General features: G+C 73.5%; 5 protein-coding genes and 3 pseudogenes. All 8 read left to right on the top strand.

Going from position 1 to position 15,755, the window contains the following annotated elements; all coding sequences use genetic code 11:
• Nucleotides 1–15: 15 nt before the first annotated feature.
• Nucleotides 16–3,213 (top strand): annotated as a pseudogene (locus tag EAO76_RS13355) (SDR family NAD(P)-dependent oxidoreductase); the annotation flags it as partial.
• 342 nt (nt 3,214–3,555) lie between these two features.
• Nucleotides 3,556–7,578, top strand: a pseudogene (locus EAO76_RS47565) (beta-ketoacyl synthase N-terminal-like domain-containing protein); the annotation flags it as partial.
• Nucleotides 7,579–7,737: 159 nt separating this feature from the next.
• Nucleotides 7,738–10,764: pseudogene (locus tag EAO76_RS47570) on the top strand (SDR family NAD(P)-dependent oxidoreductase); the annotation flags it as partial.
• Complete coding sequence (locus EAO76_RS13365; protein WP_148836138.1) at nt 10,761–11,522, top strand: thioesterase II family protein; 762 nt, start codon at nt 10,761–10,763, stop codon at nt 11,520–11,522. The pseudogene EAO76_RS47570 and the gene EAO76_RS13365, both read left to right, overlap by 4 nt.
• Nucleotides 11,523–11,587: 65 nt before the next feature.
• Nucleotides 11,588–12,760 (top strand): alpha-hydroxy-acid oxidizing protein, encoded by a 1,173-nt coding sequence (locus tag EAO76_RS13370; protein WP_148836139.1) that lies wholly within the window; start codon nt 11,588–11,590, stop codon nt 12,758–12,760.
• Complete coding sequence (locus EAO76_RS13375; protein ID WP_148836140.1) at nt 12,757–13,635, top strand: thioesterase II family protein; 879 nt, start codon at nt 12,757–12,759, stop codon at nt 13,633–13,635. The genes EAO76_RS13370 and EAO76_RS13375 overlap by 4 nt, the downstream gene beginning before the upstream one ends.
• Nucleotides 13,632–14,369 carry a 4'-phosphopantetheinyl transferase gene (locus tag EAO76_RS13380; protein ID WP_148836141.1) on the top strand — a complete coding sequence of 246 codons (738 nt, stop codon included), beginning with the start codon at nt 13,632–13,634 and terminating at the stop codon, nt 14,367–14,369. Before EAO76_RS13375 ends, EAO76_RS13380 begins: the two co-directional genes overlap by 4 nt.
• Nucleotides 14,369–15,688 carry an MFS transporter gene (locus tag EAO76_RS13385; protein WP_148836142.1) on the top strand — a complete coding sequence of 440 codons (1,320 nt, stop codon included), beginning with the start codon at nt 14,369–14,371 and terminating at the stop codon, nt 15,686–15,688. The genes EAO76_RS13380 and EAO76_RS13385 overlap by 1 nt, the downstream gene beginning before the upstream one ends.
• Nucleotides 15,689–15,755: the final 67 nt, after the last annotated feature.

Here is a 15,755-nt window from a genome sequence, read left to right on the forward strand (position 1 = left end):
GTGGTGACGGGTGTGGTGTCGGGTTCGGGGAGGACTGCGTTCCTCTTCACGGGGCAGGGCAGTCAGCGTGCTGGGATGGGTCGTGAGCTGTATGTGTCCCAGCCGGTGTTCGCTGCTGCGTTCGATGCTGTCTGTGAGCGGTTCGATGCCCGTCTGGGGGGTTCTCTCAAGGAGCTGGTGTTCGCCGAGGAGGGCGGTGTGCAGGCTGCCGCTCTTGACGGGACCCAGTACGCGCAGGCTGCGCTGTTCGCTCTGGAGGTGGCCCTGTACCGGCTCATGGAGCATCACGGTGTCACTCCCGATTACCTTCTGGGGCATTCGGTCGGTGAGCTTGCGGCCGCGCATGTGGCCGGTGTGTTCTCCCTCGACGATGCCTGCACGCTCGTGGCCGCGCGTGGCCGGCTCATGCAGTCCGCCAGGGCCGGTGGTGCCATGGCCGCTCTCCAGGCCACCGAGGACGAGATCCTCACCGCTCTCGTCCCCTACGAAGGGCGTGTGGCCGTCGCGGCGGTCAACGGTCCCGCCTCCGTCGTGGTCACCGGGGACGAGGACGCCGTTCTCGAACTCACCGGTCACTGGCGGGAGTCGGGGCGCAGGGCCAGCCGTCTCAGGGTCAGTCACGCCTTCCACTCGCCCCACATGGACGAGATCCTCGACGAGTTCCGCACCGTCGCGGCCGAAATCACCTGTGCCCGGCCGACCGTCCCTCTCGTCTCCAACGTCACCGGCACTCTCGCCACCACCGACGAACTCTCGGACCCGGACTACTGGGTACGCCACCTGCGCGGCACCGTCCGCTACGCCGACGGTGTCCGGGTACTCCAGAACCTCGGCGTCACCGGCTACATCGAACTCGGTCCCGACCCCGTCCTGTCCGCGATGACCCACACCTGCCTCGACGACACCCCCGGCACCGGAGCCATATCGCTGCTGCGCCGCGGCCACGCCGAGATCCGCACCTTCACCACCGCCCTCGCCCTGGCGCACGCGGGCGGCGCGGACGTCGACTGGAGCGGTTTCTTCCCCGGGGCCCGTACCGTGCCGTTGCCGTCCTACGCCTTCCAGCGGGAGCGGTACTGGATCGACGAGCCCCCGGCCGCGCCCGTGACCGCCACGGGCGGTCCCGCGGACGGCGCGGAGCACCCGCTGCTCACCAGCGGCATGGAGCTGGCCGGCGGCCTCGGCCGGGTCTTCACCGGCCGGCTCGACCTGGGCACCGACGCCTGGCTGGCCGACCACACGGTCATGGGCACGGCGCTGCTCCCGGGCGCGGCCGTCGCCGAACTCGTGCTGTACGCGGCGCGGAAGACGGGCTGCGGCCGGATCGCGGACCTGACCCTGGAAGCTCCGCTGGTCCTGCCTGCCGCGGAAGCCGTCGACGTCCAGCTCCTGGTCGGCTCCCCGGCCGAGGACGGCACCCGTCCCGTGACCCTGCACGCCCGTGCGGCCGACGACTCCGAGGGCCCGTGGATCCGCCACGCCGACGGCCTGCTGGACGGCGCCGGGACCACCGACGGGCCGGACAGCGGGCAGTCGGCCGAATGGCCGCCGCTCGGCGCCACCCCGGTTCCGGTCGACGATCTGTACACACGGCTGGCCGACCGGGGCTACGGCTACGGCCCCGCCTTCCGCGGCCTGCATGCCGTGTGGAGCCACGGGGACGACCTGTACGCCGAGGTGACGGCGGAGGACGACGGCAGGGCGGCCGGCGACGGCTTCCTGCTGCACCCCGCGTCCCTCGACGCCGCGCTGCACCCGCTGCTCGCGGTCGCCGGGGACGCCGCCCCGCTGGTGGTCCCCTTCGCGTGGAGCGGTGTGACCGCACTGGGTGACGGCACCGGCGTCCCGGGTTCCGACGTGCTGCGCGTCCGGCTCCGCCGGGGCCGTCCCGACGTCGTCTCGCTGCTCGTCTCCGACGGGACCGGTGCCCCGCTGCTCGCCGCCGACGCCCTCACCCTGCGCGAACTCCCCTCGGGCGCCGACCTGGTGTCCGGACGGGCTGCCCGCGACGGTCTCTTCGTCCTGGAGTGGGAGCGGTCGCGGACACCTGCCCCACCGATCGAGGCCGGAGCGGACTGGGCCGTGGTGGGAGGTGACGGTGCGGGCACGGCGGAGGCCGTACGCGATGCCGGAGTCTCCGTACGGCACTACCCCGGGCTCGGGGAGCTGCGGCGCGCCCTGGACGAGGGCGACCGGGCACCGGCGGTGGTCCTCGTGACCGAGCCCGCCGCCACCGGAGCCGAGCCGGGCGCGACGGACCCGGTCGACGTGCTCGCGGCCGAAACCGGAGCCGAAACGGCCGCCGCACGGCATCCGTTGGCGGCCCGTACGGCCCTGGCCGCGCGGACGGTCCTGGACCTCGCCCGCGAGTGGACCGCCGACGAGCGCCTCGCCGGTTCCCGGCTCGTCCTCCTCACCTCGGGCGCCGTCGCGACCGAGGGCGGCACCGGGCCGGACCCGGCTCTCGCCGCCGCGTGGGGTCTGCTGCGCTCCGCCCGGTCCGAGCACCCCGGACGCTTCTCGCTGATCGACACCGACGCCGCCGCCGACTCCCTGCGGGTCCTGGCCCGGGCCGTGGCGAGCGAGGAGGCCCAACTCGTCCTCCGCGAGGGCCGGATGTCCGTCCCGGTGCTGCGTCGGCCGCGCATCCGCCGCCCCTCCGGCACCACCGCACCGTTCGGGTCCGACAGCCACGTGCTGATCTCCGGCGGCCTGGGCACCCTCGGCCGGCTCGTCGCCCGTCACCTGGTCCGGGAGCACGGCGTGCGCCGGCTGCTCCTCACCGGTCGGCGGGGCACGGCGACGCCGGGAGCCGCGGAGTTCGTGGCCGAACTGGCCGTCGAAGGGGCCGAGACGACCGTCGCCGCCTGCGACGCCGCCGACCGGGAGGCGCTCGCCGCCGTCCTGGCCTCGGTGGACCCCGGACGGCCGCTGACCGCAGTGGTCCACGCCGCGGGCGTCCTGGACGACGCGGTCATCGGCGGGCTCACGCCCGAGCGGGTGGAACGGGTGCTGCGGCCCAAGGCCGACGCCGCCCTCCACCTCCACGAACTGACCCGTCACCTCGACCTGGACGCGTTCGTGCTCTTCTCCTCCTTCGCGGGGATGCTGGGCACGGCGGGCCAGGGCAACTACGCCGCGGCCAACGCCTTCCTGGACGCCCTGGCCGCAGTGCGCCACGCCCAGGGGCTCCCGGCGCTCTCCCTCGCCTGGGGCCTGTGGGAGTCCGACGGCGGCATGGGCGGGGAGCTCGACGCCGCCGATCTGCGCCGCCTCGCCCGCTCGGGCATCCGGGCGCTGTCCGACCGCGAGGGTCTCGCCCTGCTCGACACGGCCTGCGCCGGTGACGTACCGGTGCTCGCGGCGGCCGGGATCGACACGGCTGCCATGGACCCGGAGTCGGCCCCCGCCCTCGTACGGAGCCTGGTGCCGGCGGCCCGTCGGCAGGCCGCACCGACCGCCCGGACCGCGGACCGGCCGGCCGAGCTCCGCGCGCGGCTCGCCCGTGCACCGGAGCCGGAGCACCACCACATCCTCGTCGAACTGGTGCGGGAGCAGGTGGCCGCCGTCCTGGGCCATGCGGACCCGGGCACGGTGGCGGCCGAACGCCGCTTCCAGGACCTCGGCTTCGACTCCCTGACGGCCGTCGAACTGCGCAACCGGCTGGTCGGCGAGACCGGCGTCAAACTGCCTCCGACGCTTGTCTTCGATCACCCCACGCCGAGTGCGCTCGCCGACCGGCTCCGCACCGAACTGGCCCCCGAGCCCGCCCGTGACGCGTACGACGGCCCGGGTGACGGACTGGACGACCTGTTCGACACCCCCCTCGACCTCGACCTGATGACCGGCGACGACCTGGTGCGCATGGCACTGGGCAGCAGCGAGTCCTGAACCCGCCCACAGGGCAGTAGGAGATTCACGATGACGTCCACCGACCAGCAGCAGGTCGTCGAGGCGCTGCGGGCCGCGCTCAAGGAGAACGCGCGCCTCAAGCAGGCCCACGCCCGCAGGAAACAGCGCGACGAGGAGCCGATCGCGATCGTCGGCATGGCCTGCCGCTTCCCCGGCGGGGTGCGCTCCCCACAAGACCTCTGGCGGCTCGTCACCGACGGCGTCGACGCCGTCGGCCCGTTCCCCGCCGACCGGGGCTGGAACCTCACGGACCTGTACGACGAGGACCCGGACACCCCCGGCACCTCCTACGTGCGGGAGGGCGGCTTCCTGCGCGACGCCGCCCGCTTCGACCCCGAGTTCTTCGGGATCTCCCCGCGCGAGGCGCTGGCGATCGACCCCCAGCAGCGCCTGCTCCTCGAAACGGCATGGGAGACGTTCGAGCACGCCGGCATCGACCCCCGCAGCCTGCGCGGCAGCCGTACCGGCGTCTTCGTCGGCACCATGTACGACGACTACGCATCCCGTCTCTCCCCGGCGCCGGAGGCGTACGAGGGCTACCTCAGCACCGGCAGCGCGGGCAGCGTGGCCTCCGGGCGGGTCTCGTACACCTTCGGTCTCGAAGGCCCGGCGCTCACCGTGGACACGGCCTGCTCGTCGTCCCTGGTCGCGCTGCACCTGGCGTGCGCCTCGCTGCGGCGCGGCGAGTGCTCCATGGCCCTGGCCGGCGGCGCGACCGTCATGGCGACGCCCACGCCGTTCGTGGAGTTCAGCCGCCAGCGCGGGCTCGCCCCCGACGGCCGCTGCAAGCCCTTCGCGGGCTCGGCGGACGGCACCGGCTGGTCGGAGGGTGCCGGACTGCTCCTCGTGGAGCGGCTCTCGGACGCCCGCCGCAACGGGCACCATGTCCTGGCCGTCGTCCGCGGATCCGCCGTCAACCAGGACGGCGCGAGCAACGGCCTGACGGCGCCCAACGGCCCGGCGCAGGAACGGCTCATCGGCCAGGCGCTGACCGCCGCCGGCCTGTCGGCGGCCGACGTCGACGCGGTCGAGGCGCACGGCACGGGCACCCGGCTCGGCGACCCGATCGAGGCCCAGGCCCTGATCGCCACCTACGGCCGGGACCGTACCGACGGCACCCCGCTCTACCTGGGATCACTCAAGTCCAACATCGGGCACTCGCAGGCGGCCGCCGGTGTGGGCGGGGTGATCAAGATGACGATGGCGATGCGGCACGGTGTGCTCGCCCGCACCCTGCACGTGGACGAGCCCACCCCGCACGTCGACTGGTCGGACGGCTCGGTCGCGCTGCTGACCGAGGAGCGCGCCTGGCCCGAGCACGGCCGTCCGCGCCGGGCGGCGGTGTCCTCCTTCGGGATCAGCGGCACCAACGCCCACGTCATCCTGGAACAGGCCCCGGAGGAGCAGCCGTCCGACGAGCCGGCCGCGGCGCCGCTGCCCGCCGTCCCCGTGCTGCTCTCCGGGGCCACTGCCACCGCCCTGCGTGCCCAGGCCGACCGGCTCCACCACCACCTGACCGCCGACCCGGGAATCGGTCTCGCCGACCTCGGCCGCTCGCTCGCCACCACCCGCTCCCATCTGGCCCACCGCTCGGTGCTCGTCGCCGAGGACCGCGACCGGCTCCTCACGGGCCTGCGGGTTCTGGCGGACGAGACCGGCCCCGAAGGCGGCCCGGAGGCCGTGCGGGGCACCGCCAAGGAGGGCAGGACCGCGTTCCTGTTCGCCGGCCAGGGCTCCCAGCGGGCCGGGGCGGGCAAGGAGCTGTACGAGACGTTCCCCGCGTACGCCGCGGCCTTCGACACCGTCTGCGCGGCGCTCGACCCGCACCTGGAGCGGCCGCTGCGGGAGGTGCTCTTCGCACCCGAGGACTCCGCGGAAGCGGCGCTCCTGCACCACACCGAGTACACCCAGCCCGCGCTGTTCGCCTGCGAGGTCGCCCTCCACCGCCTCCTGGAGTCCTGGGGCGTCCGGCCCGACGCCGTCCTCGGCCACTCGGTCGGTTCCTTCGCCGCCGCGCACGCCGCCGGAGTCCTCTCCCTGGAGAACGCGGCCGAGCTGATCGCGGCCCGTGGCCGGATCATGCAGAGCCTGGCGCCCGGCGGGGCGATGGTGGCCTTGCGCACCGAGGAGACCGAGGCGGTCGCGCTGCTCGCCGGGTACGAGGGCGCCGTGTCGGTCGCGGCTGTCAACGGGCCCGGCGCCACCGTCCTCTCAGGCGACCGGCAGGCTTTGGAGTCGATCGTCGCCGCCTTCGAGTCCGGCGGCGGGAAGGCCACCTGGCTCCGGGTCAGCCACGCCTTCCACTCGCCGCTGATGGAACCCGCCCTCGACCGGTTCCGTGAGGTCGCCCGGCGCATGACCTTCCACGCGCCCCGGATCACGCTCGTCTCCGACCTCACCGGCAGGCCCGCGACGGCAGCCGAGCTCTCCGACCCCGAGTACTGGGTGCGGCACGTCCGCGAGGCGGTCCGCTTCCAGGACGCGGTGCACGGACTCGCCGGCCTCGGCTGCGTCCGCTTCCTGGACCTCGGCCCCTCCGGCGACCTCGCCGCCGTCGCCGCGAACTGTCTTGCCGAGGACACCGGGCGGCGCCCCCGCGGCGGCCACCGGGTGGTCCCCGCCCTGCGGCGCCGACAGCCGGAGGCCACTGCCCTCCTCGACGCGGTCGCCCGGCTCCACACGGACGGCGCGGACGTCGACTGGGCCGCGCTCTTCGCCGGACGAACCGCCCGCCGCGTCGAGCTGCCGACGTACGCCTTCCAACGCGGCCACTACTGGCTGGAGGGGACGCAACAGCGTACGTCCGGAACGGGAGCGGCGGGCCTCGACGAGACCGGCCACCCGCTGCTCGCCGCCGTCGCCGAGGTGCCCGGTCTCGACGGGCTGCTGTTCACCGGGCGGCTCTCCCTGACCGAGCACCCCTGGCTGGCGGATCACCGGGTCGCGGGCGAGGTGCTCGTGCCCGGCACCGCGCTCCTGGACCTCGCGGCGTGGACCGCCCGCGAGACGGGCTGCACCCTCGTCGAGGAACTCCTCCTGGAAACCCCGCTCGTCGTGCCCGAGGACCGCCCGGTGCAGCTGCGGCTGTTCCTTGCCGCGCCGGACGCCTCCGGCGCCCGGGCCCTCACCCTCCACTCCCGCCGCGAGCCCGCGCGTGGCAGGAGGAGCGCCGAGCAGTCGGGGTGGGTCCGGCACGCCCACGGCTCCCTCGCCCCCGGCGGCGGGGGGTGGCCCGCGGACCTCTCCGTCTGGCCCCCGACGCATGCCGAGCCCGTCGCCGTCCCACCGGCCGAGCTGTACGCCGACCTGGCGGCGCGGGGCCTCGCCTACGGGCCCGCGTTCCAGGGTGTCGACGCGATGTGGCGCCTCGGCGACGAGACCTTCGCCGAGGTGACCCTGCTCGAGGACGGTCCAACGCGGCCCGGCGAGTACCGAGTGCACCCGGCGCTGCTCGACGCGGCCCTGCACCCCCTCGCCACCGGTGGCGTCGTCGACGGCGGCACGGGGCTGCTGCCCTACGCCTGGTCCGGGGTTCGCTTCCACGGGCCCGCCGGCGGGCGGCTGCGCGTCCGTCTCGCCCCGGCCGGCGCGAACTCCGTCGCCATCGAGGCAGCCGATGCCACTGGCGCCCCGGTCGTCTCCGTGGCCGCGTTGGCGCTCCGCCCGCTGCCCTCCGGCACCGGAAGCACGGGGAGCACCGGACGGGCCGGGGCCGACTCCCGCGACGGCCTGCTCGTCCCCTCCTGGTCGCCACTGCCCGTACCGGCCCGCCCCCTCGCCCCCAGGCGCTGGACCCTGCTCGGCGCCGACGAGGACGGCCTGGCCGCTGCGCTCGGCGAGGCCGGTGCCGCACCGCCCGTCCACCGCGACGCCGAGGCGCTGGCCGCCGCGCTGGCCGCCGGCTCACCCGCGCCCGACCTGCTTCTGCTGCCCTGTGCCTCGGCCGACGACGGGGCCGCGACCGCCGACTCCGTCCGCGAAGTCCTGCACCGGGTCCTGTCCCTCACTCGTCTCCTCGTCGACGACGAGCGGCTGAGCCGCACCCGGCTCGTCGCGCTCACCCGCGGCGCGGTCGCCGTGGGCGGCGAGACGGTCACCACCCCCGAGCAGCGTGCCGTGTGGGGACTTCTCCGCTCCGCCGACCGGGAGCACCCGGGCCGCTTCCTGCTCGTCGACGAGGACAGCACGGCCGAGTCCCGGCGCGCCCTGCCGGCCGCGCTGGCAACGGGCGAGCCGGAACTCGCCCTGCGCGGCGGCGTCGCCCACCGCCCCGTACTCGGCCCGGACGGTCCTGCCGGGGCTCTCGTCCCGCCGGCCGACACGCCGCACTGGCGGCTCGACTACGTTGCCCGGAAGTCCTTCGCGGACCTGTCCCTCGAACCCTGGCCGGAGGCCGACGAGCCGCTGGCCCACGGTCAGGTACGGGTACGGATGCGGGCCGCGGGCCTGAACTTCCGTGACGTCCTGCTCGCCCTCGGCGTCATCCCGCCCGCCGTGGACGTCTCCGCCGAGAACCCCGGCCAGGGCGGCGAGGGAGCCGGCACCGTCCTCGACGTCGGCCCCGGCGTCACGGGGCTGAGCCCCGGCGACCGGGTGATGGGCCTGTTCTCCGGTGTCGGCCCGGTCTCCGTGACCGACCACCGGCTCGTGTGCCGCGTCCCCGAGGGCTGGTCCTTCACCCAGGCCGCGGCGGTCCCCGTCACCTACCTCACCGCTTACTACGGCCTGGTGGACCTCGCCGGGCTGCGCGCCGGAGAATCGGTCCTGGTCCACGCGGGCACCGGCGGCGTCGGCACGGCCGCCCTCCAGATCGCCCGGCACCTCGGCGCCCGCGCCTGGTCCACGGCGAGCCCCGCCAAGTGGGGTGTCCTGCGTGCCGCGGGCATCCCCGAGGACCGCATCGCCTCCTCCCGGAGCCTGGACTTCGAGGAGCGCTTCCGGTCCACCACCGGCGGCGAGGGCTTCGACGTGGTGCTCAACTCCCTCGCCGGTGAGTACGTCGATGCCTCGCTGCGGCTGCTGCCGCGCGGCGGCCGTTTCCTGGAGATGGGCAAGACCGACCGGCGCGACCCGGCCGCCGTCGCGGCCGAGAACCCCGGGGTCGCCTACCGGGCGTACGACGTGCGCGAGCCCGGACCCGACCGCATCCAGGAGATGCTGACCGCCCTGCTCGGCCTCTTCGAACAGGGCGCTCTCCAGGCGCCGCCCGTCTCGGTCTGGGACGTGCGCCGCGCCCCCGACGCCTTCCGCCACCTCGCCGAAGCGAGGCACATCGGCAAGGTCGTCCTCGCCCTCCCGGACGAGGCCGGCCCCTGGGACCCGTCGCGGGCCGTCCTGATCACCGGCGGCCTCGGCTGGCTGGGCCGGCTGACCGCCCGTCACCTGGTGACCCACCACGGCGTGCGGCAGCTGGTCCTGATGGGGCGCAGCGGCGCAACGGCCGGGACCGCCGACGCGCTCGACAAGCTGCGCGACCTGGGCGCCGAGGTGCACACGGCGATGTGCGACGCTGCCGACAGGGACGCGCTGGCCGCCGCCCTCGCGGACCTCACCGCGCGCGGTGTCCGCGTCGGCGGAGTGGTCCACGCGGCGGGGGTCCTGGACGACGGCGTCCTCGCCTCCCTGACGCCCGAGAAGCTCGACCGCACGTTGCGTGCCAAGGTGGACGCGGCGCTCAACCTGCACGACCTGACGGACGGTCTCGGCCTGAGCGCGTTCGTCGCCTTTTCCTCGATTGCCGGCACCCTCGGCTCGGCGGGCCAGGCAGGCTACGCCGCCGGGAACGCCTTCCTCGACGGCCTGATGGAGCGGCGGCGAGCCACGGGACGACCGGGCGTGTCCGTGGTCTGGGGCCTGTGGGAGGGCTCCGGCGGCATGGGCAGCGGCCTCACGGACGCCGACCTGGCGCGCGTGGCCCGCACGGGCGTGGCGCCGCTGCCGGTGAAGTACGGCCTGGAGATGTTCGACGCCGCACTGCGCCGCGACGTGCCCGTGGCCGTCGCAGCCGAGTGGAACGCGGACGGCTTGCGTGCCCGCAGCGCCGCAGGCACCCTCCCGCCGCTGCTGCGGGCGCTGGTCCCCGCAGCCCCCGCACCGGTGGTTCCCGTATCCGTGCGGGTGCCGGAACGGGCTGCGGTTTCGTCGGTGGCCGGTCTGTCGGACGTGGTCCGTCGTGAGATCGCGGCCGTTCTCGGGCATGCCTCCGCCGAGGTCGTGGCCGTCGATGGTGTTTTCGACCAGATCGGGTTCGACTCGCTCACCGCGGTGGAACTGCGCAACCGCCTCACCAAGGTGACAGGGGTCAAGTTGCCGGCGACCTTCATCTATGACTGGCCCACCCCCGCCGACCTCGTCGACCATCTCCGCGAAGAACTCGGCGACACCGCCCCCGACACCGACGAGCCCCCGACCGCCGAGGCTGCGGTTTCGTCGGTGGCCGGTCTGTCGGACGTGGTCCGTCGTGAGATCGCGGCCGTTCTCGGGCATGCCTCCGCCGAGGTCGTGGCCGTCGATGGTGTTTTCGACCAGATCGGGTTCGACTCGCTCACCGCGGTGGAACTGCGCAACCGCCTCACCAAGGTGACAGGGGTCAAGTTGCCGGCGACCTTCATCTATGACTGGCCCACCCCCGCCGACCTCGTCGACCATCTCCGCGAAGAACTCGGCGACACCGACGAGAACCCGCCACCCTCCGTTTCCCCGGCCGTCGAGGCGGCGCTCGACGAGGTCGTCCGGCTCACCGCCGAACTCGCCGACGAACCGCTCGGCGACCTGCTGCGCGACGCGGCGCGTGACCGGCTGCACGGTGTGCTGGCCGCCATCGGCACGGCCACGGAAGGTGGTGCCGCATGACCACAGCTGTCCGCGCGGGAGCCCGCTGCCTGCGCACCTTCCACCCCAAGGAGAACGCGGCCGCCCGTCTCGTGGCCTTCCCGCACGCGGGCGGCACCGCCAGGGCCTTCGCGGAACTGTCATACGCGCTCCCCGAGGACATCGGCCTCGAAGCCGTTCAGTACCCCGGTCGGCACGAGCGCAGGTCCGACCCGCATGCGGAGGAGATCGCGGTCCTGGCCGACGAGGCGGCACAGGCCCTGGCCGAAACCGCCGACCATCGGCCGCTGTTCCTGGCCGGCCTCAGCATGGGCGCGCTCGTCGCGTTCGAGACGGCCCGACGCCTCGCCGCGACGGGCACCGTGACCCGGCTGATCGTCTCGGCCGCCCTGCCGCCCTCCCGGGACTGGGAGGAGCGCGACCTGGACGCGTGCGCAGACGGCGAGATCGTCGCCGAGCTGCGCCGCCTCGGCGGGGTCCCGGAGGAACTCCTCCGGGACGAGGAGACCGTACGGCAGGTGGTCGGCCTGCTCCGGGCCGACCACCGCGCCCTGCGCCGCTACCGGTGCCCCGCCGACACCGCCCTGACGGTTCCGGTCACGGTGCTGCTCGGCGACGCGGATCCCAAGGCCGACGCCGACCGGTGCCGCGGCTGGGCGGACCACACCACCCGCGACGCCCGCACCGAGCTGCTGCCCGGCGGCCATTTCGCCCTGGCCGACCCCGGCACCGGTTCGGCCCTCCGCCTCACCGACCGGATCCGGACGGACCTCATATGAACGGCTCCCGTACCACGACCCCCACGATCGCGGCCCCCGCCGCGCCGCCCCTGAATGGAGATGCCATGCGGGCAGTCCCCGCCGATCTGGTGCGTGAGATCTACCGGGCCGGCTGCGACGGCCGCGTTCCCCGCCTGCCCACCGACCTGACAGCGCTGGAGGACGAGGCGCTGAAGGCAATGACGCCGGCCGCCATCGGATACGTGATCGGCAACGCCGGGACCGGCCGGACGGGCCGGGAAAACCGGGAGGCCTTTGATCGCCGTCGGCTCGTGCCCCGCATGCTGCGCGATGTCAGCGCGCGTGACCTGTCGGTCACCCTCTTCGGACAACGCCTGCCCGTCCCCGTCCTGTTGGCCCCGATCGCCTCGCAGACCGTGCTCCACCCCGAGGGCGAACTCGCCACTGTTCGGGGCGCGACGGATGCCGGCGTGCCGGTCGTCCTGTCCACCGGGTCCTCCCACAGCCTGGAGGAGGTGGCGCGGGCCGCCCCGGACGGACAGCGGTGGTTCCAGTTCTACTGGCCCTCGGACCGGGCGGTCGCGGAGTCCCTGGTCCGCCGTGCGGAGGCCGGCGGCTACACCGCACTCGTCCTCACAGTCGACGCGCCCGCCTTCGGCTATCGGCCGACGGACATGGACAACGGCTACCTTCCGTTCCTGCACGGTGCGGGCCTCGCCAACTTCACCTCCGACCCCGCCTTCCGGGCGGGCCTGCCGACGGACGCCGACGGGCGTGCCGTCGTCGAGCACTGGGCCCGTGTCTTCGGCAATCCGGCGCTGAGCTGGGACGACCTGCCGTGGCTGCGTGAACTGACGGAGCTGCCGATCCTGCTCAAGGGCGTCCTCCATCCGGACGACGCCCGCCGGGCGCGGGAGTACGGCGTCGACGGTCTCGTCGTCTCCAACCACGGCGGGCGCCAACTCGACGGCTCCGTCGCGGCGCTCGACGCCCTGCCGGTTGTCCGCGCCGCTGTCGGCCCGGACCTCCCGGTCCTCCTCGACTCCGGCGTACGAACGGGCAGCGATGTCCTCAAGGCACTCGCCCTCGGCGCGAACGCGGTGCTCTACGGCCGCCCCTACCTCTACGGACTCGCCCTGGACGGGCGGGAGGGCGTGGCCCACGTCCTGCGGTGTCTGCTGGCCGACCTCGATCTCGCCCTCGCCCTCGCCGGCTGCCCGGCCGTCGCCGATGTCACGGGGGACTTGCTGATGCCGACCGGAGGCGAGCAGCGATGACCTCGACGACGGCCTCGGCCCCGAACACGTACAGGCCGGATCATGAGGGTTGGATCCGCCAGTACCACGAGCCGGGCGGGGACGGCCGCACCCTGGTGTGCTTTCCCCACGCGGGCGGATCCGCGGTGACGTACCACTCGCTCTCGGCGGAGCTGTCCGTCGACAACCGCGTCCTGCTCGTACAGTACCCCGGCAGACAGGACCGCCTGGCCGAACGGCCCGTCGAGGACCTCCGGGAACTGGCCGACCACATCGTCGACGCGCTGGCGCCCTGGCTGGACCGTCCCCTGGCGCTCTTCGGGCACAGCATGGGTTCGGTTCTTGCCTACGAGGTCGCGCTGCGCCTCGAGGACCGGGACCGGCCCGGCGGTCCGGTCGATCTGATCGGTCTGATCGCCTCGGGCCGGGGTGCGCCGTCCGTACGGCAGGACCGGGGCGTGCACCTCATGGACGACGAGGAACTCACGGCCGAGATGGGCCGACTCTCCGGAACACCCTCCGCGCTGCTGTCCGACAGGGACTTCCTGGCCACCGTGATCCCCGCCCTGCGGGCCGACTTCAAGGCCGTGGAGACCTATCAGGGCGCTGCGGACAGGGCGCTGCGGTGTCCCCTCAGCACGTACTGGGGCGACGAGGACGGGAACCTCGCCGACGAGGACATGCGGAGGTGGGGCGCCCACACCCGGTCCCGGTTCGCCACGCGTCTCTTCCCGGGCGGCCACTTCTACCTCCAGGACCGGGAGCCGGATGTGACGGCGGCGATCCGGAGCGACCTCGCCGCCTTCACCGCGGGCTCCCCGGATCGGGATGAAGGAACGTCACCGTTCTCGTACTGCAGTCGGATCCCGGCCCGGTCGATGGGAGTCAGCCTGTGATCGAGCAGATCCTTCCGTATGGCATGGCCGTGTCCGAGGTGTTCGGCGACGTGCCGCAGGCCCACCTCTACCCGGAAGAGGCCCGTGTCGTCGAGCGGGCCGTGGCGGCGCGGCGCAGTGAGTTCGCCACAGGCCGCTGGTGCGCCCGCCAGGCCCTGCGGCGCCTCGGTCTCCCGGCCATGCCGATCCTGCCGGGCTTCGACGGCGCTCCCGAATGGCCGGCATCGGTCCTGGGAAGCATCACTCACTGCACCGGTTACCGCGCCGCGGTGCTCGCGCAGACGGGCGACGCGCACATGTTGGGCATCGATGCCGAACCGAACGCCCCACTGCCCGAGGGAATCCTGGAGTTCATAGCGCTGCCCGAGGAGCAGCGGCTCCTGGACCGACTACGGCTCCTCGCTCCCGAAGTACATTGGGACCGGCTGCTGTTCAGTATCAAGGAGACGGTATACAAGAGCTGGTTCCCCTTCACCCAGCAGCAGCTGGACTTCGACGAGGCCATCATCTCCCTGGAAACCGACTCCACGACGTTCACCGCGCGGATTCTGCCAAGAAAGTGGCCCTCGCCCGAGGCAGGCCTGCTGCAGGGCAGGTGGCTCGCCAAGGACGGTCTGCTGCTGTCGGCCATCGCGGTTCTCGGGACCCCGGAAGGCCGGACGGCGACGGGCCGCCCGCGGCAGGGCCACGCCGCCGGGAACGATTCGCTCTCACGAAAGGCGTGCATGCTGTGATGTCCTCCGAGTCCCGGTCGCAGAGCCTCCGGAACCAAACACTGCCACCGGAGCCGGCTCGCCCGGCCCGGTCCCGCTGGGGGCTGCTCGCCCAGCGGAACTTCCGGCTCCTGTGGGTCGGCGAGACGGCGAGCAAGCTCGGCAGCAGCATCACCACCGTGGCCCTGCCGCTGGTCGCCGCGGTCTCGCTCGACGCCGGTCCGTTCGCCGTGGGTCTGCTCACCGCGGCCGTGTGGCTGCCCTGGTTATTCCTGGGGCTGCCGGTAGGCGTGTGGGTGGGACGCCTCCCGGCACGGGCTGTCATGCTCACGTGCAACGTCGTGTCCATGGTCGTCTTCGCCAGTGTGCCGGTAGCGGGTTGGCTCGATGTCCTGTCCATGCCGCACCTGTTGGCGGTGGCCCTGCTGGGGGGTGTGGCGTCGGTCTTCTTCACCACCGCCTACCAGGTCTACCTGCCGGAAATCGTCGGCCAGGAAGATCTGATCGAAGGCAACTCGAAACTCCAGGGCGGCGCTTCCGCAGCACAAGTAGCGGGCCCTGGCGTCGGCGGTCTCCTCGCCCAGCTGTTCGGGGCGGTCACGGGACTTCTCGCCGACGCGGGCACATTCCTCGTGTCCACGATCATGCTGATGATGATCCGGACTCCGCGGAAGCCGTCCAAGCCGCGTGACCGGTCCGACGGTTCGCTGTTCAAGGACGTCGCCGACGGGCTGAGGTTCATCGTCGGCGATCCATTCCTCCGCTCCCTCACCACGTTCGGGGCGGCTGCGAACTTCGCGCTCACCGGGTACCAGTCGATCCTGGTCCTCTTCCTCATCCGCGACGTGGGGGCGGCACCGGGCATGGTCGGCGCCCTGGCCGCCGCCGGTGCGCTGGGCGGCATCCTGGGAGCAGCCGTCGCGAGGCCGATATGCCGACGCCTCGGCACGGCCCGCGGTCCGCTGCTGGTCCAACTCGTAGCTGCGCCCTTCGGCCTGCTCCTGCCGATGACCACGGGGGGAGCGACGCTCATCCTCTTCGTCATGGGATCGATCCTGCTGGTTTCCGGGGCGATGGTCTGCAACGTGGTCTTCGGCAGCTTCCGCCAGAGTTACACCCCACCCGCCCTGCTGAGCCGAGTTGTCGCCACCTCCATGTTCGTGAACCACGGGACGATTCCGGTCGGTGCCCTGGTCGGCGCCGGGCTCGGATCGGCGATCGGACTGCGCTCCACCATGTGGGTGATGACCGGACTCCTCGTCCTTTGCAGCGGAATCCTCCTGGCCAGCCCGCTGCGCCGGCTTCGGGACATGCCCACGGGCACGCGCGTGGTCTCATGAGGACCGCCCCGTGAACGGTCTATGGTGTGGCCCGGACGTGGGTGGTCGACGCGTGAACCGCTCGCCC

The organism is Streptomyces sp. sk2.1 (assembly GCF_008120935.1).
Taxonomy (GTDB): Bacteria; Actinomycetota; Actinomycetes; order Streptomycetales; family Streptomycetaceae; genus Streptomyces.

What these genes read in the sequence shown, in the direction of transcription:
- EAO76_RS13370 (WP_148836139.1), top strand. Translation starts at nt 11,588, where the DNA reads ATGCGGGCAGTCCCCGCCGATCTGGTGCGTGAGATCTACCGGGCCGGC.
- EAO76_RS13375 (WP_148836140.1), top strand. Translation starts at nt 12,757, where the DNA reads ATGACCTCGACGACGGCCTCGGCCCCGAACACGTACAGGCCGGATCAT.
- EAO76_RS13365 (WP_148836138.1), top strand. Translation starts at nt 10,761, where the DNA reads ATGACCACAGCTGTCCGCGCGGGAGCCCGCTGCCTGCGCACCTTCCAC.
- EAO76_RS13385 (WP_148836142.1), top strand. Translation starts at nt 14,369, where the DNA reads ATGTCCTCCGAGTCCCGGTCGCAGAGCCTCCGGAACCAAACACTGCCA.